Genomic DNA, 23921 nt, shown 5'->3' with positions numbered 1-23921 from the left:
CCGCCTCCGGTGACGGCCGATTCAGCACAGGGGACGGCGTCGTGGGCTATGAATGGAAGGACCACGGACGGACCCCCAGGAGGACACGGTGACGAAGCACGACGACTCCCAGCCCATCACCTCTGTGATCAACACGGGCGAGCTGATGCGGCAGCTGGCGCAGAAGGAGGCCGACCACCGACGCCGGGTCCAGGCCTGGACCACCGACGGGGTCGAGGAGCTGACGGACACGGCGGAGCTGCTCGACATCGCCCTGCACCACAGCGACGTCGACGTGGCGGCTGCCGCGCTCGGCAGCGACCACCTGAGCGCCGCCGACCGTCGCCACGCGGCAGAGAACGCCACCGACCCGCACGTGCGTGCTGCCGCGCAAGCGGAGGCGACCCGACGCGGCGAGGACCGGGACGGGCACGGCTGACGACCCGCCGCTGGACGCACGACGGACCTCGGATCCGCTGCCCCTCTTGTGCCCGGGCGGCTCCGGCGGGTTGAGTGGGGGCATGGGGAAAGTGATCTACTCCGTCGCCTCCTCGCTGGACGGCTACAACTCGGACGAGCAGGGCAGCTTCTCCTGGGCCGTGCCCGACGAGGCCGTCGTCGCCGCCCTGACCACGGACCTGGCACCGGTCAGCACCTACCTCTACGGGCGGCGCATGTACGAGACCATGGCCGTCTGGGAGACCGACCCGTCCGCGGCGACGTGGTCCCCGGAGTCGGCGCGCTTCGCGGAGACCTGGAAGCGCGCCGAGAAGATCGTCTTCTCCTCCTCCCTCGGCCGGACCTGGACCGAGCGCACCCGGCTCGAGCGGGAGTTCAGCGCCGCGGCTCTCGAGCGCGCGAGGTCCGAGGCGTCCGGCGACCTCACGATCGAGGGCCCGACCCTGGCCGGCAGCGCCCTGCGGCTGGGGCTGGTCGACGTGGTCGAGCTCCTGCTGTGCCCGGTCGCGGTGGGCGGCGGCACCCCGGTCTTCCCCGACGGGCTGTCCCTGGAGCTGCGCCTCCTCCGGGAGCGCCGCTTCGACAACGGCATGGTCCAGGTCGGCTACGAGGTCCGCCACCCCCGGTCCCGCGGATAGCAGCGGCGTGGACGGGACGAGACTTCAGCAGATCGCCATGGAGGCGGCCGCCGGACTGCCGGCCGTGACGCACACCTGCCCCTTCGGCCCGGACCACGAGGTGTTCAAGGTCGTGGGCAAGATCTTCCTGATGACCACGGAAGCACCCGGGAAGCCGATCGTGACGCTCAAGTGCGAGCCCCCGCACGCGATGGCGCTGCGCCAGGAGTTCCCCACGATCACCCCCGGCTACCACATGAACAAGCAGCACTGGATCTCCCTCGCCGCCGGCCCGGGGATCACCCCGGACCTCGTCGAGGAGCTGGTGCTGAACGCCTACGAGCTCGTCGTCGAAGGACTCCCCCGGGCCAAGCGCCCGGTGCTGCGCCACACGCGCACCGGAGCACAGCCCTGAGCGGGCGTCCTGCCGTCCGCGTCCGGCGTCGGGGGCGCGATGCGAGCACGGGGTCCGTCCGAGCGGTCGCGAAGTCAGTGCTCGTCCGGTGGTGCCGGGCGGCTCCGTCGAGCGGCTTCGCGCAGCGCCGTCAGGGCCGTGTGGATCAGCCGCGCCCGGGTGGGGTGGGTGCGGGTGTGGGCGACGATGCGCCGGTGCACGGCCGGGTCGACCAGCGGCCTCGAGGTGAGAGCCGCCGGCAGCCCGGCGAGCGCGATCCGGGGCAGCACCGTGATGCCCAGCCCGGCCGCGGCGAGGCTGGTGGCCGCATGGTGGTCGTCGAGACGGGCGACGTAGTGCGGGGTGTAGCCGGCGGCGTGACAGGCGCGGGTGATGATGCGCCCGGTGGGGCCGTCGTGGATGTCGTGGTCGATCCAGGGCTCGTCGCGCAGCTGGGCCATCGTCACCGCGGGGCGTGCGGCCAGCGGGTGGTCGACCGGCAGCACCACGCAGAAGTCCTCCTCGTGCAGGGCATGGCGCTGGTATCCCTCCAGGTGGACGAGGGGCCCGTCGAGGGACTCGTTGCGCACGTCGACGTCGGGGGCCCGGCGGCCTCCGGTGGAGTGCAGCTCGTTGATGCTGATTTCCACCACCACGTCCGGGGACCGAGCGCGCAGGGCGAGCACCACCCCGGGCATCCAGGCCTGGGCCAGGGACGCGAAGCAGGCGACGGCGATCTGCTCGGCCCGGCCCTGCCGCAGATCCTCCACGGTGCGCTCGAGGCGTTCCAGGCTGCTGAGGGTCTCCGCGCTGGCCTCGCACAGGTGCCGGGCGGCCGGGGTGGCCTCGATGCCCCGGCCGCTCTTCTCGAACAGCACCAGCCCGGTCTGCCGGGCCAGGGCGCGGAGGTGCTGGCTGACGGTGGCCGGGGCCAGGTGGAGGTTCCGGGCGGCGGCGTGGATCGAGCCGGCGGCGATGACCGCGCGCAGGATGGTGAGCCGGTGTGGATCGAGCATGCCCCGATCGTACGCTTTCACCTGCCAATGCCACGGAAATCATTGCTGGTGCTGAAGGGTGACGCGGTGGCACGGTAGAGGTCTGCAGACCACTGACCGACAAGGAGCTGCCGTGGACACCTCGAGCTATCTGGCCCTGCTGGGCGTGGCCGTGGTCCTGGCCCTCACCCCGGGACCCGACACCGTCCTGACCCTGGGCTACGCCCTGCGGCAGCGCCGGGCCGGGATGCTGGCCGCCGCCGGGTCCGCGGTGGGGGTCTTCGCCTGGGCGGGGCTGGTCGCGGTGGGCGTGGCCGCCTTCCTGGACAGCTCCCCGGCCGCCTTCCAGGCTCTGCGGATCCTCGGGGGCGCCTACCTGTTCTACCTGGGCTACCGGGCGATCACAGCCCACGCTCCCGCCCCGGCCGCCGCCGTGCCGATGACCGTCGGCGTGGCACGGACCGCGGGGTCGACCGTCACCGCCGCCCCGGACCGCCGGGAGCCCTCCGAGCCGAGGGCGCGATCGGCGTTCGCCGCAGGGCTGGTGTGCTGCCTCACCAACCCGAAGACCGGGCTGTTCTTCCTGGCCCTGCTGCCCCAGTTCACCCCGCCCGGGGCCGGGGCGCTGTTCGTCGTGGTGGTGATGGGCGGGACGGTGGCGGCCACCATCGGGGTCTACCTGCTGCTCGTGGCCCTGGCCGCCCACACCGCCGGCACCTGGCTCAACCGTCCCACCGTGGCCCGCAGGATCGAGCTCACCTCCGGGGCGGTCTTCGTGGCGCTGGGACTGATGACCACCGTCCCCGTGCTCGCCTCCTGGATCTGAGCGGGCTCCCCGCGCGGCCGACCGGGACGACCCCCGCGGACAGACCGGCCACGCCGGCGGAACCGGTCCGTGTCGACCACCGGCACCGCCGCGCCGTCACGCTCGTGCCTCACGGCACGGGGAGGTTGACCTGCCGATCGGCGGACCGGATCATCGGCTGTGAACGGGCCACCGGACGCCCCATGGCGCGGCCCGTTCAACACCTCCCGCCGGCCCCGGGGCACCAGAGAGGCATCCCATGGACGTGATCGACCTGGCCCACATCACCTCGGCGACCACCGCGCTCGTCGGGGGCAAGGCCGTCGGTCTCGGAGCCCTCCTGTCCGCGGACGAGCGCGTGCCGGACGGGTTCTGCCTGACCACCGAGGCCTACCGCTCGGGCGCCGTCCCCGAGCGGGCGGTGCTGACGGCCTACGAGCACCTCGGCGGTGGTCCCGTCGCCGTCCGCTCCAGCGCCACGGCCGAGGACCTGCCGGACGCCAGCTTCGCGGGCCAGCAGGACACCGTCCTCGACGTCGAGGGCGGGGACGCACTGCTCGAGGCCGTCCGGCACTGCTGGGACTCCGTGCACAGCGAGCGCGCCGTCGCCTACCGGGCCGGTCAGGGGCTGGAGACCGGCGACCTCGCGATGGCCGTCGTCGTGCAGCGCATGATCACCCCGGCGGCCGCCGGGGTGATGTTCACGGCCAACCCGCTGACCGGCACCCGCACGGAGACCGTCATCGACGCGGTCCCGGGGCTGGGCACCGGAGTCGTGGACGGCACCATGGACACCGACCACTACGTCCTGCCCGGCCAGGGTCCGCTCCCCGGGACACAGGAGCACGGCTGCCTCTCCCCCGACCAGCTCCGCGAGCTCCAGGCGACCGGGCAGCGGGTCCAGCGCGCCCTCGGCAGCCCGCAGGACATCGAGTTCGCCTACGACGCCGAGGGCACGCTCTGGCTGCTGCAGTCCCGGCCCATCACCACGCTCTTCCCGCTCCCGGCCGGGACCGACCCGGTGCAGGGCGACCCGCGGGTCTACATGGAGGTCGGCCACATGCAGGGCCTGCGGCGCCCGGTCACCCCCATGGGCGTGTCCGTGCTGCGGGAGACGACCCGCCGCTGGCTGCAGATCATCGGCGTCGACGACGCCGTGGTGGATCCGTTCCTCGTCGAGATCGGCGGCCGGCTGTTCATGGACCTCACCGGCCTCGTCCGCAGCCCGCGCCTGCACTCCCGCGTCCCCGAGATGGTGCAGGTCTACGGTCCGGCCGTGGCGCGGGGCGTGCGGCGCGTCCTGGACGACCCCCGCTACGCGCCCCGTCCCGCCCGTCCCGGCCAGCGCGTGTTCTCCGCCGGTGTGACCGCGCGGCTGCTCCTGGCCACCGTGCCCGCCTCGCTGCTCGGCGCGCTGCGGGCCCTGGCCCGGCCCGCCGCCGCCCGCGAGCGCGCGTTCCACGAGCTCGAACAGGTCCGCCGGCAGCCCCGGACCGAACCGGCGGACACGGCGGAAAGGGTCCGTTCCGCCGCCGGTCTGCAGGACGCGACGATGACCGGACCGATGATGCGCTCCCTGCCGCCCCTGTGGGCGGCGCTCATCGCCCAGGGGGTGGCCGGCTGGCTGCTGGGCGGCATCCAGCAGCCCGGCGAGCTGAACGCGACCCTGCGCGGGATGCCCCACAACGTCACCACCCAGATGGACCTGAAGCTCTGGTCCGTGGCCGAGGCCGCCCGCCCGCACCGCGATCTGCTGGTCGGCGCCGCCCCGGACGAGCTCGCCGCGCGCTTCTCGCGCGGCGAGCTGCCCGAGTTCGGCCTGACGGCCTTCCTGGCGGAGTACGGGATCCGCGGCAGCGCCGAGATCGACGTCGGCTCCCCCCGGTGGGCCGACGACCCCACTCCCGTGTTCGCCGCCCTGGCCGGGTACCTGCAGGTGACCGACCCGGACCAGGCCCCGCCGGCCCGGTTCGCCCGCGCCGCCGTCGAGGCCGAGGCCGCCCTGGCTGACCTCGTCGCACGCGCCAGGCGCACCCGGCCGCTGCGGGCCAGCCTTGCCGGGTCCATGCTGCGCCGCAGCCGGGAGCTGGCCGGCCTGCGCGAGCTGCCGAAGTTCCTCTGGCTGACCCCGCTGGCCGAGGTGCGCCGGCAGCTGCTCGCCGCGGGGGCCGAGCTCACCGGGCGCGGCCTGCTGGAGCAGCCGGAGGACATCATGTTCCTGACCCTGGACGAGGCCCTCGACGCCTCGCACGGCGCGGACCTGCGCGCGGTGGTGACCGGTCGGCGCAGGGAGCACCACCGCGAGGCCCGACGGCGGCAGGTCCCCGGCCTGCTGCTGTCCGACGGCACGAACCCCCAGGCCCTGCCCGACGACACCGCGCCTGAGCACGGGCCGGACGTGCTGGTCGGCCAGCCGGCGGCCACCGGGATCGTGACCGGGCCGGTGCGGATCGTCCACCACCCGTCAGAGGCGAGGCTGCAGCCCGGTGACATCCTCGTCGCCCCGACCACCGACCCGGGCTGGACCCCGCTGTTCCTGACCCTCGGCGGACTCATCACGGAGACCGGCTCCACGATCGCCCACGGCCCGACTGTGGCCCGCGAGTACGGCATCCCGGCCGTCATCTGCGTGCCCGACGCCACCACCCTGCTGACCGAGGGGCAGGTGGTCACCATCGACGGCGCCACGGGTCTGATCCGGATGCACGGCACGGCCGGCGGTGCGCAGCCCCTGGACGACCCGGACGACCCGGACGCTCGAGCACATCGGGCCGGGCGACCGGGCCCGGCCGCACCCGGAGAATAGGCGCATGTCAGGACGGTTCGCGCAGGTGCCCGGCATCGAGGACCCCTCGATCGGCCCCCTCGAGGAAGCCGGCTGGGAACTGCAGGGCGAGAACCTCTGGCAACGTCCGGATCGACCCGTCGTCAGTGGCTGTGCAGTTCCTCGGCGAGCATCACGATGATGCCGCTGGGGCCGCGGACATAGGCGAGCTTGTAGGCGTCCCCGTAGGTCCCTACCCCGCGCAGGGGGTGACAGCCGTGCCTCGCAGCGATCTCGAGGGCGTCGTCGATGTCGTCGACGGAAAAGGCGACGCGGTGCATGCCGATCTCGTGAGGCCGGGTGGGCTGTGTCTCGATCGCCTCCGGGTGGATGTACTCGAAGAGCTCGAGGCGACCGTTGCCGTCCGGGGTCTGGAGCATGGCGATATTGACGTGGTTGCCGTCGAGGCCGACGGCGGTGTCCGCCCACTCCCCGCTGACCGTGTCCCGGCCCAGGACGGTCAGTCCGAGGTCGGTGAAGAAGGCGATCGCCGCGTCGAGGTCACGGACGGCGATACCGACGTTCTCGAACTTGATGGACATGTGGTGCATCGTACCGAGCCGCGGCAATCCGGTCCTGCCGACGCGTCTTCATGTTCCGAAGGACGGACCCTCAACGGCGACTGCCGTGCAGCACCCGTCGGGAACCCGAGCTGCGGATCGCCATCGTGCTCATGGTCAGGGCCCGTAGACCAGTCCGACGACGAAGATCGCCACCGGAACGCAGAGCAGACCGAAGGCGACAGCCACAGCCCCCAGAATCTCCTTCTGCGCGCGGAATCCGGCAATGCCACCCACCAGTCCACTGACCGGGGGCAGCGCGAACGTCCACAGCGGCTTGGCCACTCCCGTGCCCTGCCAATCGAGGAGCATCAGCGTCAGCGCGGTGGAGACCGGGAAAGACGCCCAGGCGATCGTCGCCAGGATGCGCTTCCGCTTCTCGCGAACCGGAGCCTTCACCAAGAGTTGTCCCTCCTCTGCTCCACCGAGGGTGGAGTATTCGATGGAATCGGTGCGTGGCCCTCAGGACGGCATGGTCCCGCAGGAGTGCCGTGCGTCCGCAGCGGCATCCAGATGGCCGATCCTAGTATCCGGGGGTACAAGGCCGCTCCAGAGATGTCCAGATGGCGGGCGACCTGGGTGGCCGGCTCCCCGCCTCTAGATCAACTGTAGGGCGCTGCGGAACTGGGAGTCGGTGGAGATCGGGCGCACGCCCTGCCACAGACCCATCCGCCACACCCGACCGGCAGGACGTTGCCAACATCGCCGCCTCGTGCTTGTATGTAGATACGTTTTTGACCTAGATACAAGGTGGCCAGCATGGATGCGGATCAGTGGTCGGCGCAGGACCGGGGATGGGCTTCGCGCTACCGAACGGTGATGACGGGCAAGCACGTCCCGGAGTCCTCGCTCCAGGAACGTGAGCACGAGCTGCTCGACGCGGTCCGGGTGGCCCAGGTCTCTGCTGCCGAGCTCTTCGGTGATCCCACGGCACTGGCCACGGAAGATGCCGCTGAACTTGCGACAGTCGAGGAAGAGGTACGAACTTCCCTCGGCGCAGGGCTGCGGCCGGTACTGCAGGAGATCGGCGGCAGGCTGACGGGCATCAGCGCTGTCGCGGCGCTGCTCATGGTCCTGCGCCACGGGTGGTCCATCGACGTGGACATCGCCCATGTGCTCGTCGCCGCCAGTGTGCTCCTGGCCTTCCTCGGGTGGGTGGTGCTTCGAGCTCTATTCGTTGCCGGCCGAGCGGGGGTGACGATCAGCGTCTCTGTCGTCCTCGGCGCGGTCGTCGTCGCGGGAATCGCCTTCGCGGCAAACCTGGGATCCGGGCACTACGCGGCACGCGATGTCCCCGTGGTACTGCTGGCCTCGGCGATGCTCACCCCCGGGGTGGTCCTGCTGGCGGTCTCCCAGCGGATGCCGCAACAGGTGCTTCGCCAGGAATGGAACGACGAGCAGTGGCTGCGTCGCTTCACCAGCGGGCTGCGCACCCGCCTGGTGCCCTCCAGATCCGTTCGGGACCACGTCACCGAGATCGAGCAGGCCCTGGAGCTGTCCGGCACCTCGGCCTACGCCGAGTTCGGGCACCCGCTGGTGCTGGCGCGCGATCTGGCCGCGACCCATCGGATCGCTCGGACACGGCGCTGGTGGGCCCTCACATTCGCCGGCACGCTCACACCCCTGGTCATCGCCGCCCTCATCGTCGACGCCCACAGCTGGGGGGCGCTGACGATCCCGGTCGCGCTGGCGTTCGTGCTGTCCGCGGCCGTGGTGCTGGGCACCGCTTGGGGCGACCGACCCTGGAGGGCGAGGCAATGACCCTCCCCGCGTGGCAACGCGCATCCCTGCCGATGCTCCTCCTCCGCGTGCTCGCGGTGGCACCACGGCACGGGTACGGGATCTCCCAGGCGCTCGTTTCGGCAGGACTTCAACCCATCAAGGGGGCCCAGCTCTATCCCGCCCTCGGACGGCTCGAGGACGATGGTGCGATCACCGCACGGTGGGAGCAGAGCGGACCGGGCCCCGCGCGGAAGGTCTACGAACTGACCCCCGCAGGACATGAACAGCTCCACGAACTGAACGACCAGTGGGAAGCCTTCATGACCGCGGTCGAAACCCTCGGCCGCCCCGCCCCGGCTGCTCCTTCGGACCGCGCACCCCAGGCCATGACATAGCAACGCCAACACCTGGGCCCATGCCGGGACCTCGACTGTGACGTCGTTCTCGTGGGCAGTGACCGGCAGCGGGCCCTATGGGAAGCGGGGGGCGGCATGGGCTGTGGCCTGGTTCAGCGCGGGCGGGATCGATCGACGATGCTGGCTGTGGCAGCGAGGACGGCGAGGGCGCACATGAGGGGGTCCGCCGCCCCGGGTGAGGAGCACGATGGCGACCACCGCTCCCCCGTCGGCGCTGCGCACCAGGGTCGCGGCGAAGACGTATCGTGCCAGTGCTGCGCCCCGGCGATCTCGCCCTGGGAGAAGCCGGTTGTCAGGGTTGATCGTCGAGTCCGAGGTCGCCGACCACCCGGGCCACCCGCTCGCGCTGCCCCTCGCCGAGGCCCTGCAGAGGCAGCGGAAGACAGGATCTGGGTGCCAGCCCCAGCTGCTCGGCGATCGCGGCCACGACCCGCAGGCTCCCGAACTCGGCGAACAACTCCCACAGCGGTGCCAGCCGGTCGGAGGCGGCCGTGGCCTCCTCGGTCCGTCCGGCCAGGGCGGCCCGGGCGATGCGCAGGGCCGGGTCCGGCAGGGTGCCGGCGAGGACCGAGTACCAGGCGTCGCAGCCGGCGGTCAGTCCGGCGGCGGCCGTGGCGTCCCCGGAGATGCCGATGCTCACGTGGGCCGGGACCACCGCGCGGATCTCGCGTACCCGCGCCCGGGCCTGCTGGGGGTCGGCGGGCACGCCGGGGATCTTGATCGAGGCGATACCGGGCAGAGCCGCGACGCGTCCGTAGAGCTCGGTGGTGAAGGTGACGCGGGTGGTGCCCGGGTTGTCGTAGACGATCACCGGCACCGAGGAGTGCGCGGTGACGGTGTCGAAGAGCCCGACCACGTCGTCGTCGGTCAGCGGCTGATAGCTCATCGGAGCCAGCAGCACCGCGGCGGCTCCGGCCTGCTGGGCGTGCTCGAGGTGGGTGAGGACGTGGGAGGTGCGCAGGGCACCGATGCCGACGAACACCGGGACGTCCCCGGCGTGCTCGACGGCCAGGTGGGCGACACGGCGTCGTTCCTCGGTGCTGAGGTAGGCGTAGGAGCCGGTGGAGCCCAGGGCGGTGATGGAGTCCACCTGCGCCGCCGCCAGCCGTCGGATCAGGCCCACGAAAGCGGACTCGTCCACCGCATCGTCGGCCAGGGGGGTCAGGGGGAAGGCGCTCAAACCGGTGAACATGGTGCTGTCTCCTTCGGTGGAACGGATGGCGGATCGCGGCGGCACCGCCGTGGGGGAAGGGCGACGAATGGTCATGACGGGTCTCCTGGGGTGTGCCGGTCGCCGGCAGTGAGCAGGCGGCGGGCGCTCCGCACGTCGGGGCCGAGGTCGGCCAGGCGGGTGGCGAGGTCCTCGGCGGCGGCGTGCAGAGCCTCGTCCGTCATGGGCGCCAGGGCGTCGAGGATGAACAGGGCCGTGGTGGTGTCCTCGGTCAGTGCGGTGCGCCGGCCCTGGCGCCAGTTCCAGCGGCGGCAGGTCACCCCGGCCTCGTCGCACCACACCACCTCGCCGGCTTCGGGGTGCTCGACCACCGGTTCACCGCCGGCCACCGTGTCGAAAGCCTCGGCCCCGGTGGCGCGCACCAGCCGCGGCGCCCCGCGGTAGCCGGCCAGGTCCTCCCCGCCGAGTGGGATCTGGTGCAGGACCGAGACCGCGTTGTAGAGATCGGTCAGCCGGTTCACCCGTGGCAACCCGGAGGCCGCTCGGCGAGTCAGGGCCTCCAGGCTGTTGCGCGTGCGCTGCGGTTTCGCCCCGAACGCCCGGTAGGCCTCCCGCCACGCGGCCACGTGCGGAAGCTGGTCCACCGGCCGGTCGGCCAGGGCACGGGCGGTGGCGGCCTCGGCTTCCTGCAGCAACGCCTCACTGGTCGCATCACTGGGGCCCGGGATCAGCCCGTCGACGGCCAGCAGCACGGCCCGGTAGTCCGGGCGCAGCGCGAACACCTCGGCCTCGACCCAGGCCTCCTCGAGCAACCGCTCCAGCGTGTTCGGTTCAGTCACGGGAATCCTCCTGGTGGTGTCCCGGGCCCACGCCCGGTTCGCAGACGGTCAGCGAGAACCGGGCCGGCCCGGCACCCGTGCTGGCGACCGGCCCTGTCGCGATCCCCCAGGTCGAGGGATCGAAGGATGCCGGACATAGGCTGGCGTCATCATGTCGATCATCATTGTCCGCGACCAGCAGTCACCCGCAGGGCCGCTACGCCGCACAGCCCCCGCTGAGGCGCGCCACGAGGGCGGGGCCGTCGTCACGGGCCACGATCGATGGTGAACAACTCGGTCTGGCGGGCGCCGGGGATGCCGCTGATGCTGACGATGACCGCCCTGGGCTTCTCGGGGTATGCCGCGCTGCTGGCCGTCGCGCCACTGTGGGCGGTGCACGGCGGCGCCGACACCGCCGGCGCGGGGCTGGTCAACGGCGTGCTCATGCTCTTCACCGTACTCACCCAGCTGTTCGTCCCCAGGGCCCTGCGCCGCTTCGGCTGGGCGCCGGTCCTCGTGACGGGCATGCTCCTGCTCGGACTGCCCGCCCTGGCCCACGGCGTCAGTGACGCCCTGGGGCCGACCCTGGTGCTCTCCGCCGTGCGCGGGCTCGGATTCGGCGTACTGACCGTGACCGGCAGTGCCCTGGTGGCCGAGCTGGTGGAGCCACAGCGGCGCGGGAAGGCGATCGGTGCCTACGGCCTGGCGATCGCGGGACCGCAGATCCTGTTCCTGTCGGCGGGACCCTGGATCGCCGAACAGCTCGGATTCTGGGTCGTGTTCACCCTGGCAGCCCTGCCCGTTGTCGCCGTCGTGCCCGCGATCGGTCTGGCCCGGATGCTGGACGGCGTCCCGGAGGGGGACGAGGAGGAAGAGCGTGCGCCCTACCTGCGCCTTCTCCCTCCGATGGCGCTGCTGACCGGAGTCACCCTGGCCGGCGGCGCGCTGATCACCTTCATGGCCCAGATGAGCAGCAGTGCCGCGCTGACCGCCCTGGCGCTGCTGCTGATGAACCTCGCCGCCGCACTCACCCGTTGGCGGATCGGCGCACTGTCCGACAGGTACGGCCCACGCCGGTTCATCGCGCCGCTGGTGCTGCTGACCACGGCCGGCATGACGACCATCGCCTGGGCGGTCCGCGATCCCCAGGCCACCGAGGCCCCGATGTTGATGATCGGAGCAGCGATGGTGGGCATCAGCTACGGCGGCCTGCAGAACCTCACCCTGGTCGTGACCTTCCACGCCGTCAGCCGGCCGCACTACGGCACGGCCAGCGCGGTGTGGAACATCGGCTTCGACATCGGGACCGGTCTCGGGTCGGTCCTGGTGGGCATGGTCGCCGCAGGGACCTCGTTCAGCACCGCGCTGCTGATCACGGGAGCGATCTCACTGCTGACTCTGCCGCTCGCGTTGCGGCGTCGAACCGCCGGGCCGCGGGTGAACTGATGCCTCAGACACTGCTGGCGCGGACGAGGAACCCCGACTGCAACGTCAATCTCGTGGCCGTGGCCGGCAGCTCGGCCATACATGAAGCGCAGGGGACGGACTTCGTGTTCACCCCACAGCATCAGCTGGCTCAATCCTGAACTGGCGATCCCACCCAGAACGCAGAACGCCGACTGGGCTACATCGACCGCAACACCGAGCTCATCAAGGGTCTCCTCATGATGGCCGGCCGATGGTCAGCTGCTGTCGGTGATGGTCGTAGTGCTGGGTGCCGTAGTGGTAGATCTCGGCCAGGCTCATCCACTCCCGGAAGTACGGGTCCCAGGACACGGGCATGTGCATCCCACGGGCCAATGCGGCCGCGGGCTCGGCCTCCAGCTGGGCCTGCAGGACGTCGAGGGTGCGGTCGAACCACCGGAGCAGCCGCGGACCGTGGATCACCCGGGCCGCCCCACGGTCGCTCTGATAGTTGATGTGGTGGAAGGGCCGGGTCCCGGCCTCCAGCACCCAGGCGAAGGTGCGACTGACCGACCCGGGGAGACGACCCATCAGGCGCGCCAGTGGGATCAGACGGCGAACGATCAGGTAGCCGAAGAACATGTGGAACAGCAGCTGCCCGTTGGTCCAGCGGGTGCCGGACGAGGGCCGGCGCAGATCCGCTGGGGTCGCTGCTGCCACGAGGGCGTGGAAGTCGGCCCGCACGCGTTCGAGCTCGTCGTGGATCTCCTGACGGGTGGACGATGTATCGCTGCTCATCGTGGTCATCCCCTCGTGCGCTGTGCTGGATCTGGAAGGGCGCGGGCTGGAGGAATCCGGCGCCGGGTCAGATGAGCTCGATGACGTCGGCGATCGAGTCCCGGACCCGTCCGGGGCGGTACGGGTAGGTGGTGATGTCGGCGGCTCGGGTGGACCCGCTCAGCACCAGGATCGTCTCCAGCCCGGCTTCGATGCCCGCGACGACGTCGGTGTCCATCCGGTCACCGACCATCACCGTGGTCTCGGAGTGGGCCTCGATGCGGTTCATCGCACTGCGGAACATCATCGGGTTGGGCTTGCCGACGAAGTACGGAACGGCACCGGTGGCCCGAGTGATCAGGGCCGCGACCGCACCGGTCGCCGGCAGCGGCCCCTCGGCTGAGGGTCCGGTGGCGTCCGGGTTGGTCGCGATGAAGCGTGACCCGGACTCGATCAGCCGGATCGCCTTGGTGATGGCCTCGAAGGAGTACGTCCGGGTCTCCCCCAGGACCACGTAGTCGGGGCTGACATCGGTGAGGGTGTAGCCCACTTCGTACAGCGCGGTGGTCAGACCTGCCTCACCGACCACGTACGCCGAGCCACCGGGGACCTGGTCGGCGAGGAACCCGGCGGTGGCCAGCGCCGAGGTCCAGATCGACTCCTCGGGCACGGTCAGGCCGCTCTTGGCCAGCCGGGCCGCGAGGTCTCGGGGGGTGTAGATCGAGTTGTTGGTCAGCACCAGGAAACGGCGTTCCTGGTCGACGAGGCGCTGCAAGAAGTCAGCGGCGCCCGGAAGGGCCTCGCCCTCACGGACGAGCACCCCGTCCATGTCCGTCAACCAGCACTCCGGGCGGGAACGATCCATGACCACACCTCCTGAGATTCGTCATCAACTGTCGACGATGCTACTGCCGACACCGGATGCCCTCCCTGCGTCCTTCCCACGCCCTGTGCACGGTGACCGGCATCGTCCGTCATCGACGCCGAGGGCAACCGGCCTGTCGGATCGACCGGTGTCCGTCGGCGTTCAGATGCCGTGCTGTCAGCGCGTGCGGTGCCCGGTGAGGACCAGGCGACGGGTGAGGCCCGCGCCACGGGCCACGACGCGTTCGAGAGGTCCCTGCCCGAGGGCGCGGTGCCAGGCGGTGGCGAAGAGCGCGGCCACCCCGATCTGCAGAAAGAACCACAGGTAGGGCTGGTCGTAGTGCACCTCGGCGGACAGGGCGAGCAGATGAGCCGAGTACAGGGTGAGGGTCATGGTGCCCATCGCGCTCAACGGCAGCACCCAGCTCCCGAAGCGGCGGGTGAGCAGGAGGAAGCCCCCGAGCACGGCCGCCCCCGAGCCCAGGCCCATCGCCAGGGCCAGGGGCGTGTTGGTGTGCGGCCCGGCAATCGCCAGCCACCACCAGGTGGTGGTCGGCAGCACCGGGTCCGGGCCGAAGACGATGATGTCGTCGATCCCGTCCTCGGTCAGGGCCGGGGTGTGGGTCATGAGCTGGTCGTAGCCGCCGGCCTGGAGGATCAGCACCCAGTAGGCCAGCCACGCCACCACGGCGACCCCGAGGCCGACCAGCAGCAGGCCGACCTGCACCTGGAGGCCGGCCAGGTTCAGCCGCCCGATCCCCAGACCGACCAGCAGGTAGGCCAGGTACGGCAGGGCCGGATAGGTGCCGGTCAGCAACAGGTGGGCGAGGGTGGCCCCGGGGGCGGCGGCCAGGTCGACGAAGCCGGGGTTGAGCGCCGCGGCGGCCGGCAGGGCCTCACGGGTGGCGTGCATGAGTACCGGGGCGGCCAGGGCGAACACCGCCGCCCAGCCGAAGAGGGCCTTGGCGGAGAGGCTCAGGAACGGGATGGCCAGGACGAAGAAGGCCCCGTAGTAGATCAGGATGTTGATCGCCGGGATCTCCTCGGCGGTGGCGCCCGGGATCAGCGGGTTGATCGCCAGGCCCAGGGCGGTGATCAACCCGGCCCGGACCAGGATCCCGGCCCGGGTGGCGGTCATCGCCCGGCCGGTGTGGGCGGTGCGTCCTCCGGAGGTGAAGGCCAGGCTCACCCCGGCCAACAGCGCGAACAGGGCTGCGGACCGTCCGGCGAAGAGCGTCCACTGGGCGGTGGGGGCGAAGGTCTCCGGGTCCCAGGCGGGCAGGATGTGGATGGAGACCATGCCGATCAGTGCCAGGCCGCGGGCGGCGTCGATCCCGACCAGCCGCCGCTTGCCACCGGCGGCGGCGGCAGCTTCCGTGGCGTCGTCGGAGGTTGTGCCTGCGGGAGCCCCCGCACGGGCGGTTGCCCACGGTGTGGTCTCCGCGGAGACTGCTCCGGATGCGGAGGCCGGACGGCGGTCGGAATCGGTCATGACAGGTGTGGGCTCCCCCGGGCGATGTGTCGGTGAGTCCCCTGCCCACCGGCCCGGACCGGTGGGCCCAGGACGAACTCCACTGGATCAGCCACCGATATGTCCCAGTTATCAGAACTCTGTGTCGGGGCTGGGAATCGGTCGCTGACCAGGGCGGATCGAGCGGACAGTCCCCCGTCCCCGTCGGTCTTCCGGCGTCGGCGCAGGGGGTGGACAGACCGTCATGGACATTCCGCTCCGGCTGACGACTACCGCGCAGCGTCATCGTGGCGCACGGATGCGACCGCAAGGATGGGCGCCCCGGACACTTCGGGGTGACGCACGGCACCTGTTGTCCATCCGGTGGCCACCGGGAGGTCATCGACGCGTCGCAGACTGGGGTTGTGCCGGCACGGAGCCGGTGCCGGACGGGGCCCGCCGGGTGAAACCCGTCTGCGCCTTTCGCGGCTCTGGCACCGCTGTCACAGGGGGATCCGATTGGCGGCGCGTTGCTGCACGGTGCGGGGGCACCGCGAGCTTGTCGCACCGGCAGCCCTGTGCGGTGACGTTGCCGTGCTGAGACGAACGAGAAGCTGGTGGGCGGCCAGCACGGGGGGATGCCATGACCCAGCAGAAGACCGATCCACGGGGTCTGCGGACCGGGGTCCGCCTGTTCGTGTTCACGACCCCCACTGCAGTGGCGGTCCTGGCGGTGGCCACCGACACCCCGGCGGTCATGGTCCTGATCGCGGTTCCCGGGGCCGTGGTGGGTGGCGTGCTGTACCAGGAGCACCGGAGTGCCACCGACCAGCCCACTCCTGTCGTCCCGGTTCCGGGGCCACCCGATCGGCCCGGTCCCGGACAGTCGATCACGTCCGCCCCGGAGACACACCGAGGGACGACCGGAAAGGACAAGAGGTTCGGCGAGCAGGGGTGGCACGTGGGTGACCTGCGTCACCTTCTGTCCATCCCCCGGTCATCCGGAAGTCATCGCCGCGTCGCACACTGGGATGGTGCCGGCACGATGCCAGTGCCAGGACTGGGTCCATCGGGCGGAGCCCGCCTGCGCCATTCGTGGTCCTGGACAGGCTGTCACGGGGAACCGGATTGTGGTCGATCACCACAAGGTGCCGGCACACCACGACCACATCGGACCAGCGGCTCCGTGCACTGGAGCTGCCGCGCGACCCGGAACGAGACGTCGGGGGACGATCAGCACAGGGGGACACCATGACCGAGCAGGAGACGGATCTGCAGGACCCGCGGGTGCTGCACCGGGCCGCCGAGCACCTCACCGACCGCTGGGCCGGGGTCTTCTTCCCGGAGCTGGTCGAGCGCTGCGTAGCCGAGTGCCATACGGATCTGGCCCGGCAGGCGAGGATCCCGACGTATTTGGCCCCGATGGCCCTGCACGGTGCCGCCGACCGGCTGCGGGCCCTGGCCCGGGAGAACGAGGACCGGGGCCGGTCGGTGCGCCAGGTGCTGTTCGTGGACGACGACGACACCGGTCCGGCCGCCGTGGCCGCAGCCCTGCTGGCCGCACACGCCGGGGCGGCGGTGGTGACCCGCTCGGCCGGGATCAGCCCGGGCGCCGCCCGGGACCAGCACGCGGTGCGGCTGCTGGCCGAGCACGGGGTCGACCCGGCCACCGCAGCCCCGAAACCGCTCACCGACCCGATCCTGTCCGCCGCCGACTGGGTCATCGTCTTCGGCGACCAGCGACTCGGGCCGGTGGGCGAGGGCACCCACTGTCAGTACTGGCCGACACCTCCAGCCCTGGGTGCCGACCGGGACCCCGAGGCCATCGCCGAGCTCGAGACCCGGGTGCAGGCCCTGTGGTTGAAGATCACCGCCGGCACCGGCCCTGAACCCGCCCGAGGGCGGACATGAGCGAGCCCACCGACCCCGTTGTTCCTGCCGGGTCGGCCCAGCCCCTGGACGCCCATGTGCTGGCGCGCACCGCCGAGCACCTGGCGCAGCGTTACGCCGGGGTGTTCTCCGCCGATCTGGTGGAGCGGATGATCTTCGAGTCCTACGCGGCCCTGGCCCACGCCCGGGCCACCAGCACGGCCGACCCGGGGCATGCGGGGGTGCCGCAGGTGCTGTTCGTCGGCGAGCACGACACCGGACGCGCCCAGATCGCCGCGGCTCTGCTGGCCACCACGCCGGCGACACGCTCACGGTCCGTTCGGCGGGTCTGCTGCCCGGAACGGCACTGGAACCGCACGTCGTCACGGTGCTGGCAGAGCGCGGCGTCAGCACCGAGGACCTGTACCCGAAACCGGTCACCGACGACGTGGTGGCCGCGGCGGACCGGGTCATCACCTTCGGCACCCTCGACGGGATCCCGGTCCCGGCCGGGGCCAACCACCAGGACTGGGACGTCGTGGACGTGCTCGAGGTCGGCCCGGCGGCGGTGGCTGCCGTCATCGACGAGCTCGACGACCGGATCCAGGCTCTCTACGAACAGATCCGCGCCCACCCACCGGTGCCATAGCGGGGCCACGGCTCCGCTCCGGCGGGAGGAGGCCTGCGCCTGCACCGGTTCACCATCGTCGTTGTCGGTGGTGTTGAGGAACTCAACTGGGCCTTGCGGGCGATCCACCCCCAGCTGGGGTCTGCCTGCGGCCGGAGGCCGACATCTCTGTGGTCTCGGTGCGGTGTGAGCAACCGCACCCCATCAGCCGCGGTACAGGCCCCGGAACGGTCAGCGCGAAATGCTCGACACACTCAGCTACGACCTGCGCCTGCGCTGACCCCACCACCGGAGGCGTTGGTACCGAGAGGGCGCAGAGTGTCACCTTCGACCCCGGTTCCTTCTTCGGATCAGGGCCTGGAAGATCAACCACGGCGGCTCCTTGTCCGTCTCTGCACAGCGCCCTACGCATCGCGAATGACCGCCCCCCAGTTGAGCCCCGCGCATGGACACGATCATGAGCGCACCTTCACTTCGCGTCCAGCACGGAGCAGACCCGTGCCGACCCCTGAGCCCCGCCCGGTCGAGGCGTTCCCGGCTGAGCTGGGGGCGCTGAGCATGACCGAGCTGCAAGTGCTGCACTCCTGCATGTGCCGCCAGCTCGACCAGTAATATCTCACCGAACCGCACGGGCCGCACCCCTGCACCACCGACCGGCTCCAGGACGTCCTCGGCGAGCTCGACGCTCGCGACCGCGGAGGTGGACCAGCAGCCGGCCCACCGGCTCCGGTTGCGGCCCCTGGACTACACCGCTATGAACCACGTGATGAGCAGCGAGGACCGCCTCGGTGCGGCCGAGCTCAGCGGGCGGCTGGGCATCTCCACCGGATCGGCCACCGAACTCGTGGACCGGCTGGAGCAGGCCGGGCATCTGGAACGCCGTGCCCACCCCTCAGATCGGCGGCGGAAGGTGCTCGAACCCCCCGACGCCGCCCTCGAGGCCACCCTGGGCGCCCTGCAGTCCTTGTTCGAACGTCTCGACGGACTCGTGGAGACGTTCTCCCCCGAGGAGCAGTCGGTGATCGAGCGCTATCTGCGCGCGGCCACCGGCCACTTCTTCGATGTCGCCCACGTACCCCCGGTGCAGGAGCACCCCGCCCCGGGCACGAGCAAGGACCCCGCACCATGACCACGACTGCCCTCCGGGCCGCCGCACCGGCCCCGGCCCGCCGCTACCGCTGGTGACACGTCGCCGCGGTCGGGCTCACCGCCAACGCCACCAGTGCCCTGCCGGCGGGCTTCAACGGTGACTCCTCCTTCTACAACGACCTCCAGACCCCGCCGGGGGCTCCTCCCGGCTGGCTGTTCCCCCCGGTGTGGGCGTTCAACAATGCCACCACCTTGTGGAGCAGCCTGCGCATCGCCAATCTGCCCTCCGGCACCCCGGGACGCACCACGGTCCTGGTGCTGGAGGGCTTGGACTGGGCCCTGTTCGCCTCCTTCTCCGCGCTGTACTTCGGTCTGCGCAGCCCCGTGCTCGGAGCGACCGTGACGGTGGCCTCTCTGGGGGTCACCGCCGCCAGCGTCGTGGTCACGGCAGGTCTTGACCGCCGTGCCGCCTGGCGTTGACCCCCGGTTGCTCTGGCTGGCCCATGCCTCCTACGTCTCCACCGTCAGCGCCGCCCACAACCGGGACGAGTTCCTCGGCCGGGAGCCGGGCCGCGCATGACCGGCCTCGCGCCCCGCAGGCCGGCAACCCACCCCCGGGACGAGGGGCCGACCGCGACGGTGACAGTGGAGTGCCCCAGCTGGACTGAGGTTGCACACCTGGGGCACTCGGCACGGTTGCCCGGGGGTGCATCCGTGCTGGTCAGACAGGACTTGGGGGGGGTCCTGTCGGCCTCCGACATCGTAGGGAAACGCTGTGACCTCCGTCCAACAGCAAATGAACGCTCGGCGCCACCGTGCGTGCCCGCCGTCACGCACGCGAGAGGCTCGCCACATGCAGCGGCAGAACCTGGTCGGGGACGTCGTGCTCGAATTTCCTCAGCGGGCGAGGAACTCCTGGAGGCCGGGAAGGTCGTCAGTGTTGATGTGGTCGACCCCGGCCGCCTGCAGCTCGGACCACAGGTTCTCCCGGGCCTGCCCGGCGATGTCGTTGGTGGCCCAGAACCGCACCCGGTACCCGGCGGCATGGGCCTGCTCGACGTAGTCGTGCAGAGCCTCCCGCTCAGCGGCCGGCATCTCCCCTACGCCCTGCCAGGTGAACAGTTGGGTCCAGTTCTCGCTCACCAGCGGCATGAACTCCGGGTCCGCCCCGGAGCCCAGGTCGGTGGAGCGCCCGTCGTAGAAGGAGTACCGGGTCTTCGCGGCCTGCATGTCGCCCAGGGGCCGGTTGCCGCTGATCACCGCTTCCACGGCCCGGTCCTTGACCTGCCCCTGGTGGTAGCTGGTCATGAACTTCTTGTGCTCGGCCAACTCCTCCTCGATCGCCGCCCACGTGGCGGGACCCTCGCTCTTGATGTCGATCAGCAACTGGAAGTCCCCGTCATAACCGGGATAGAGCTGCTTGCCGTTGGGCGAGACCAGTTCCGCCAGCGGGTCCAGGTAGGCCTCCTCCAGGGTCGGGGCATCGGCCAGCTCCCAGGCGTCGTGGGCCACCCGCAGTTCCCCCTCGACCAGCCACACATCGGCCTCCACGGAGGTGAAGCCGTGCTCGAGGGCATCCAGCAGCGGCCGATCGTGCTCGTAGTCGTTGTGGGCGTGCGCCTGGGCCAACGGGGCACCCAGCTCCACCACCTCGGCAGCGGGAGCGGCGGTGGCCGCCTGCGGGGCCGCCAGCAGGGTGAGGACCGTGGTGCCGGTGGCCAGGGTGTGGGCAATCGTCGTCATGGGGGTGTGATCCTTCGTCGCAGGGAGCAGTCCGCCCCACCGTGCTGGTTCCCGGTAACCGGCGCCCCGCGAATACGTGACCACGCGCCGAATACTCAACAAAGCCCCCAGGGACGCTCTCTCGGCTGCAGTGCTCCTGAGTGCCGTGCGGTTCTATACCCGTCCCGGCCGGTTGTTCGGGTCGGTGCCATTAGTTCCGTGTTGACCTGTCGTTAGTTTTTGTTCACCCGCCCGGCGGACGGTAGGGGCGTCCCCCGACGATCCACTGATTTCTGAGGTGCACCTCCATGTCCACTCCTGTTTCCCGCCGCGGTTTCCTGGGCGCCGGTGCCGGTGCTGCCGCCCTGGGCTTCGCCTTCGCCGGCGCCGGCAGTCTCGCCCCCTTCGCCCGCCCGGCCAACGCCGCCACCCGCAACGCCGTGGGCTACGGCACCCTGGTGTCCGACCCCAAGGGCATCCTTGCCCTGCCCGAAGGCTTTTCCTACAAGCTGTTGGCCCGTTCCGGGCAGACGCCCACGGCCGAGGGCACCCATCCCTCCGACCCTGATGGTATGGGTGTTTTCGAGGCTCCCGATGGCGGGTCCGTGCTGATCTGCAACCACGAGAACAGCGGCAAGGAGCCCCACCCGGTGCCGGTCGTGGAGGGCCTCACCTACGACCCCGGAGCGATCGGCGGGACCTCCACGATCGTGGTGGACGCTGAGGGCAACCGGATCAGCCAGTACACCTCAGTGGCCGGCACCAACAACAACTGCGCCGGCGGGATCTCTCCCTGGGGCACCTGGCTGACGTGTGAGGAGACCGAGGCCCGCGCCGGCACAGGCACCAACACCAAGGATCACGGCTACGTCTTCGAGGTCGACCCCACCAGCCGTGAGGCCAACCTCGGCAAGTCCGCCGTCCCGCTGAAGTTCCTGGGACGCTACTCCCACGAGGCCGTGGCCATCGACCCGGGCACCACCCAGATCTACCTCACCGAGGACGCCTCGAACCCCAACGGCCTCTATCTGCGGTGGACGCCGCCGGCTGGTTTCGTCCCCGGCAAGGACGCCCTGCGCACCCTCGCCCAGGCCCCCGGCGGGGACACCGCCGGGCGGCTGCAGGCCATGAAGTGCTTCCAGGGCAACACCCACATCCGCGACCTCTCCGAGGCCACCCGGGTGGGCACCCGCTACAAGGTCCAGTGGGTCGACGTCGCCGACCGCGACGCGCGCACCACCTCGGTGCGCAAGCAGTTCACGGACGATGAGATCACCCGGGCCCGCAAGCTCGAGGGCCAGTGGTGGGCCGACGGCGGGGCCTGGTTCGTCTCCAGCTTCGCCCGCACCTCCGACGGGTCTGTCCACGAGCACGACGGCCAGGTCTGGCTCTACGACCCCGCCACGGAGACCATCACGCTGAGCACCATCTTCGGAGTCAATCCCGACCCAGCCCAGGAGGGGCAATTCGACGGCCCCGACAACATCACCGTGGCCCCCCAGGGCGGGCTCATCCTGGCCGAGGACGGCTCCGGGGTCTCCCACCTGGTGGGTGTGACCGATCAGGGCAAGTCCTACCCGCTGGCGCGCAACGAGTACAACAACTCCGAATTCTGCGGCCCGGCCTTCTCCAAAGACGGGAAGTGGCTGTTCGCCAACATCCAGTCCCCCGGCTTCACCCTGGCCATCACCGGCCCCTGGACCCGCCCCTCCAACGCCTCCACCACGGCGGCCCAGTAACCGGGGTTGAGACCGCCCGCGGTCCCCGCCCACCTCGGTGGGTAGGGACCGCCGCGGATGATCCCGGTCACGCCGGACAACGGCCCGGCCAGGCCCTGCCCTGTGGGTGGCACGACCTCATCACCTCGATGATCCGAGCCCACTGGCTGAACGAAAGGAAATCCCCCATGGCCCGACTGTTCGACAACCCCATGATGCTGCTGATCGTCTTGCTGGTGATCGTGCTGCTGTTCGGCGCGCCGAGACTGCCGGGGATGGCTCGCAGCCTCGGCCAGTCGATGCGCATCTTCAAGACCGAGGTCAAGGAAATGAAGAAGGACGGCCAGCACGGCCACAAGGAGGAGGCCAAGGGGGAGCACCAGATCACAGGCTCCCACCCCGACGGTCACGACCGTCCCGCGCACGATAGCTCCGGTGTTTCCCACTCCGCGTCTGCCTGACCGCCCCCGAGGCTGAGGGCCCGCGGCACCCCCAGCCGCTGCCGTCCAGCGTGGCCGACCCGTCCACCCGGAGGCCTGTGACCACACTGCCGAGCGGTCACCAGGGAAGAGGAGGGAGCCCACCATCGCGCGGCCCGGGAGCGATCGCAGCGGAACCCTACGATGCTGGGATTCCCGTCGAGGGTGGACGCGATCAAGTCCCAGGGGATCCTGACGCAACCCTGGGCTTATCACTCGTCCCGAAGGGGTCGAAGCCGCATGGCTGTCCTGCTGCTCGTGGTGCGGACAGGCGCGTACCCGACCGCGAAGCATCGCAGCAGCTGCTAGGTGGATTCGCCGTCGAAGGGCGCCCTCTCGCCCGGGGCCAGGCGGGCGCTCACGAGTTCGTCACGACGGTCAGGGATCGAGGCAGAAGACGCTGCCGGCGCGTCGTCGTCCTCGAGCAACGCCTGGCGCACAATGGTGCGCGGGTCGTACTGACGGGGGTCGAACTTGCGCCAATCAACCTCGGCGATCTCGGGGCCCAGAGTCTCCTTGAAGTCCTCCGTGGCGCCGGTGGCGTAGCGCTTGGCTGCCTTGACGAGGTCCTTGAGCTTCTGCGCGTACTCCGGCAGCCGCTCCGGTCCGACCAGGAACAAGACCACGAGCACCAGCACGATCGCTTCGACACCGTTGATCCCGAACACGGAATCAGGCCCGCTCAATCGGCAAGTTCATCCGGTACCGCCACGGCCGGAGGGATCCCGACACCTCTGAGCCGTGGCGCGCAGCCCTGATCCCGTGGCGAAGTATCCAGGCAGACATAGACCTTCCTTTCAGCGATGGAGACCACAGGCCGGTCGATGGAGCCAGTCTCTTCCCTGGAATCAGCACAGGTAGTTGTGGAGCTCGCGCGCCGACGGGTGCTGCGTCCCCGTGGCAATCACCACCTGTCGGTTCCGGTCGAATAGGTAGCTGAAGTTCCGGTCGAAAAGTGAGCAGCTCGTCCAACGATTGGAGAGTGATCACTGTGGAGGATTGGGCGCTGATCCGTCAGCTGCATCGGGTGGAGGGCTTGTCGCAGGCGGCGATTGCCAGGAGGTTGTCGCTGTCGCGGAACACGGTCGCGAAGGCGCTCCGTTCCACGGACCCGCCGTCCTACGCACCGCGCCCGCCGGTGGAGGGGGCCTTCAGCGAGGT

25 protein-coding genes and 1 pseudogene are annotated in these 23921 nt (G+C 70.8%); 16 read left to right on the top strand and 10 right to left on the bottom strand.

Going from position 1 to position 23921, the window contains the following annotated elements; translation table 11 throughout:
* Positions 1–88: 88 nt before the first annotated feature.
* From CK505_RS09645 to CK505_RS09635, 3 genes are all read left to right on the top strand, one after another.
* Positions 89–418: a hypothetical protein gene (locus CK505_RS09645; RefSeq protein WP_095650932.1), complete on the top strand. Its 330-nt coding sequence runs from the start codon at positions 89–91 to the stop codon at positions 416–418.
* 82 nt (positions 419–500) lie between these two features.
* Complete coding sequence (locus CK505_RS09640) at positions 501–1076, top strand: dihydrofolate reductase family protein (RefSeq protein WP_095650931.1); 576 nt, start codon at positions 501–503, stop codon at positions 1074–1076.
* A gap of 7 nt (positions 1077–1083) precedes the next feature.
* Complete coding sequence (locus CK505_RS09635) at positions 1084–1470, top strand: MmcQ/YjbR family DNA-binding protein (protein ID WP_031282371.1); 387 nt, start codon at positions 1084–1086, stop codon at positions 1468–1470.
* A 74-nt stretch (positions 1471–1544) separates the two neighbouring features.
* Here CK505_RS09635 and CK505_RS09630 read toward each other — a convergent pair whose 3' ends face one another.
* Complete coding sequence (locus tag CK505_RS09630; protein ID WP_035928597.1) at positions 1545–2465, bottom strand: LysR family transcriptional regulator; 921 nt, start codon at positions 2463–2465, stop codon at positions 1545–1547.
* 112 nt (positions 2466–2577) lie between these two features.
* On the opposite strand from CK505_RS09630, the gene CK505_RS09625 reads away from it, so the two are divergent.
* A complete protein-coding gene (locus tag CK505_RS09625) occupies positions 2578–3270 on the top strand; it encodes a LysE family translocator (protein ID WP_176475318.1) in 693 nt (230 codons plus the stop codon).
* Between the two features lie 238 nt (positions 3271–3508).
* Complete coding sequence (locus CK505_RS09620; RefSeq protein WP_095650929.1) at positions 3509–6055, top strand: PEP/pyruvate-binding domain-containing protein; 2547 nt, start codon at positions 3509–3511, stop codon at positions 6053–6055.
* A 122-nt stretch (positions 6056–6177) separates the two neighbouring features.
* On the opposite strand, the gene CK505_RS09615 is transcribed toward CK505_RS09620, so the two are convergent.
* Together CK505_RS09615 and CK505_RS09610 are read right to left on the bottom strand one after the other, a co-directional pair.
* Entirely contained in the window at positions 6178–6615 is a 438-nt protein-coding gene (locus tag CK505_RS09615; protein WP_095650928.1) for a VOC family protein, read from the bottom strand.
* 135 nt (positions 6616–6750) lie between these two features.
* The gene (locus CK505_RS09610; RefSeq protein WP_035928606.1) at positions 6751–7032 is read right to left on the bottom strand and encodes a hypothetical protein; all 282 of its coding nucleotides are present in this window, start codon (positions 7030–7032) and stop codon (positions 6751–6753) included.
* Positions 7033–7392: 360 nt separating this feature from the next.
* Here CK505_RS09610 and CK505_RS09605 point away from each other — a divergent pair, with 360 nt between their 5' ends.
* The gene (locus tag CK505_RS09605; RefSeq protein ID WP_095650926.1) at positions 7393–8394 is read left to right on the top strand and encodes a hypothetical protein; all 1002 of its coding nucleotides are present in this window, start codon (positions 7393–7395) and stop codon (positions 8392–8394) included.
* Entirely contained in the window at positions 8391–8750 is a 360-nt protein-coding gene (locus CK505_RS09600) for a PadR family transcriptional regulator (protein WP_255250923.1), read from the top strand. Before CK505_RS09605 ends, CK505_RS09600 begins: the two co-directional genes overlap by 4 nt.
* Positions 8751–9063: 313 nt before the next feature.
* Here CK505_RS09600 and CK505_RS09595 read toward each other — a convergent pair whose 3' ends face one another.
* Together CK505_RS09595 and CK505_RS09590 are read right to left on the bottom strand one after the other, a co-directional pair.
* Positions 9064–9963 (bottom strand): dihydrodipicolinate synthase family protein, encoded by a 900-nt coding sequence (locus CK505_RS09595; protein WP_095650925.1) that lies wholly within the window; start codon positions 9961–9963, stop codon positions 9064–9066.
* A gap of 71 nt (positions 9964–10034) precedes the next feature.
* Positions 10035–10781 (bottom strand): B3/4 domain-containing protein, encoded by a 747-nt coding sequence (locus CK505_RS09590; protein WP_095650924.1) that lies wholly within the window; start codon positions 10779–10781, stop codon positions 10035–10037.
* A gap of 303 nt (positions 10782–11084) precedes the next feature.
* Here CK505_RS09590 and CK505_RS09585 point away from each other — a divergent pair, with 303 nt between their 5' ends.
* Positions 11085–12206 (top strand): MFS transporter, encoded by a 1122-nt coding sequence (locus tag CK505_RS09585; protein WP_255250922.1) that lies wholly within the window; start codon positions 11085–11087, stop codon positions 12204–12206.
* Positions 12207–12422: 216 nt separating this feature from the next.
* Here the strand turns inward: CK505_RS09585 and CK505_RS09580 are convergent, their stop codons facing one another.
* The 3 genes from CK505_RS09580 to CK505_RS09570 form a co-directional block, all read right to left on the bottom strand.
* Positions 12423–12962, bottom strand: coding sequence for a DinB family protein (locus CK505_RS09580; RefSeq protein WP_095650972.1), 540 nt, complete (start codon positions 12960–12962; stop codon positions 12423–12425).
* A 67-nt stretch (positions 12963–13029) separates the two neighbouring features.
* A complete protein-coding gene (locus tag CK505_RS09575; protein ID WP_095650922.1) occupies positions 13030–13806 on the bottom strand; it encodes an HAD-IIA family hydrolase in 777 nt (258 codons plus the stop codon).
* Between the two features lie 177 nt (positions 13807–13983).
* Positions 13984–15297: a heparan-alpha-glucosaminide N-acetyltransferase domain-containing protein gene (locus tag CK505_RS09570; RefSeq protein ID WP_095650921.1), complete on the bottom strand. Its 1314-nt coding sequence runs from the start codon at positions 15295–15297 to the stop codon at positions 13984–13986.
* Between the two features lie 1209 nt (positions 15298–16506).
* On the opposite strand from CK505_RS09570, the gene CK505_RS09565 reads away from it, so the two are divergent.
* The 5 genes and pseudogenes from CK505_RS09565 to CK505_RS09550 all read left to right on the top strand — a co-directional run bounded on the left by CK505_RS09565 (position 16507) and on the right by CK505_RS09550 (position 19321).
* Positions 16507–17166 (top strand): low molecular weight phosphatase family protein, encoded by a 660-nt coding sequence (locus CK505_RS09565; RefSeq protein ID WP_095650920.1) that lies wholly within the window; start codon positions 16507–16509, stop codon positions 17164–17166.
* Positions 17163–17279 (top strand): annotated as a pseudogene (locus CK505_RS19060) (hypothetical protein); the annotation flags it as partial. The gene CK505_RS09565 and the pseudogene CK505_RS19060, both read left to right, overlap by 4 nt.
* Before the next feature lie 194 nt (positions 17280–17473).
* Complete coding sequence (locus tag CK505_RS18870; RefSeq protein WP_369680087.1) at positions 17474–17773, top strand: low molecular weight phosphatase family protein; 300 nt, start codon at positions 17474–17476, stop codon at positions 17771–17773.
* Positions 17774–18452: 679 nt separating this feature from the next.
* Positions 18453–18881 (top strand): MarR family winged helix-turn-helix transcriptional regulator, encoded by a 429-nt coding sequence (locus CK505_RS09555; RefSeq protein ID WP_095650919.1) that lies wholly within the window; start codon positions 18453–18455, stop codon positions 18879–18881.
* A 98-nt stretch (positions 18882–18979) separates the two neighbouring features.
* Entirely contained in the window at positions 18980–19321 is a 342-nt protein-coding gene (locus CK505_RS09550; protein WP_095650918.1) for a TspO/MBR family protein, read from the top strand.
* 417 nt (positions 19322–19738) lie between these two features.
* On the opposite strand, the gene CK505_RS09545 is transcribed toward CK505_RS09550, so the two are convergent.
* On the bottom strand, positions 19739–20584 hold the full coding sequence (locus CK505_RS09545) for a phosphatidylinositol-specific phospholipase C/glycerophosphodiester phosphodiesterase family protein (protein ID WP_095650917.1): 846 nt from the start codon (positions 20582–20584) through the stop codon (positions 19739–19741).
* 287 nt (positions 20585–20871) lie between these two features.
* Between CK505_RS09545 and CK505_RS09540 the strand changes: the two genes are divergently transcribed.
* On the top strand, positions 20872–22302 hold the full coding sequence (locus CK505_RS09540) for an alkaline phosphatase PhoX (RefSeq protein ID WP_095650916.1): 1431 nt from the start codon (positions 20872–20874) through the stop codon (positions 22300–22302).
* A 167-nt stretch (positions 22303–22469) separates the two neighbouring features.
* Positions 22470–22742: a Sec-independent protein translocase subunit TatA gene (gene tatA / locus CK505_RS09535; RefSeq protein WP_095650915.1), complete on the top strand. Its 273-nt coding sequence runs from the start codon at positions 22470–22472 to the stop codon at positions 22740–22742.
* 323 nt (positions 22743–23065) lie between these two features.
* Here the strand turns inward: tatA and CK505_RS09530 are convergent, their stop codons facing one another.
* Positions 23066–23428: a Sec-independent protein translocase TatB gene (locus CK505_RS09530; protein WP_095650914.1), complete on the bottom strand. Its 363-nt coding sequence runs from the start codon at positions 23426–23428 to the stop codon at positions 23066–23068.
* A 323-nt stretch (positions 23429–23751) separates the two neighbouring features.
* Between CK505_RS09530 and CK505_RS09525 the strand changes: the two genes are divergently transcribed.
* The coding region (locus tag CK505_RS09525) for a sigma factor-like helix-turn-helix DNA-binding protein (RefSeq protein ID WP_141246801.1) at positions 23752–23921 on the top strand (170 nt) is incomplete at its 3' end.

Source organism: Kocuria sp. WN036, assembly GCF_002287015.1.
GTDB lineage: Bacteria > Actinomycetota > Actinomycetes > Actinomycetales > Micrococcaceae > Kocuria > Kocuria rosea.
Note: the sequence above shows the minus strand (reverse complement) of the source record. Positions and strands in the feature narration are given on the sequence as shown.

Coding starts and splice junctions, on each gene's coding strand:
- CK505_RS09600 (WP_255250923.1), top strand. CDS start 8,391: ATGACCCTCCCCGCGTGGCAACGCGCATCCCTGCCGATGCTCCTCCTC.
- CK505_RS09585 (WP_255250922.1), top strand. CDS start 11,085: ATGCTGACGATGACCGCCCTGGGCTTCTCGGGGTATGCCGCGCTGCTG.
- CK505_RS09575 (WP_095650922.1), bottom strand. CDS start 13,806: ATGGATCGTTCCCGCCCGGAGTGCTGGTTGACGGACATGGACGGGGTG.
- tatA (WP_095650915.1), top strand. CDS start 22,470: ATGGCCCGACTGTTCGACAACCCCATGATGCTGCTGATCGTCTTGCTG.
- CK505_RS09620 (WP_095650929.1), top strand. CDS start 3,509: ATGGACGTGATCGACCTGGCCCACATCACCTCGGCGACCACCGCGCTC.
- CK505_RS09605 (WP_095650926.1), top strand. CDS start 7,393: ATGGATGCGGATCAGTGGTCGGCGCAGGACCGGGGATGGGCTTCGCGC.
- CK505_RS09540 (WP_095650916.1), top strand. CDS start 20,872: ATGTCCACTCCTGTTTCCCGCCGCGGTTTCCTGGGCGCCGGTGCCGGT.
- CK505_RS09545 (WP_095650917.1), bottom strand. CDS start 20,584: ATGACGACGATTGCCCACACCCTGGCCACCGGCACCACGGTCCTCACC.
- CK505_RS09595 (WP_095650925.1), bottom strand. CDS start 9,963: ATGTTCACCGGTTTGAGCGCCTTCCCCCTGACCCCCCTGGCCGACGAT.
- CK505_RS09630 (WP_035928597.1), bottom strand. CDS start 2,465: ATGCTCGATCCACACCGGCTCACCATCCTGCGCGCGGTCATCGCCGCC.
- CK505_RS09615 (WP_095650928.1), bottom strand. CDS start 6,615: ATGTCCATCAAGTTCGAGAACGTCGGTATCGCCGTCCGTGACCTCGAC.
- CK505_RS09640 (WP_095650931.1), top strand. CDS start 501: ATGGGGAAAGTGATCTACTCCGTCGCCTCCTCGCTGGACGGCTACAAC.
- CK505_RS09580 (WP_095650972.1), bottom strand. CDS start 12,962: ATGAGCAGCGATACATCGTCCACCCGTCAGGAGATCCACGACGAGCTC.
- CK505_RS09565 (WP_095650920.1), top strand. CDS start 16,507: ATGACCGAGCAGGAGACGGATCTGCAGGACCCGCGGGTGCTGCACCGG.
- CK505_RS09570 (WP_095650921.1), bottom strand. CDS start 15,297: ATGACCGATTCCGACCGCCGTCCGGCCTCCGCATCCGGAGCAGTCTCC.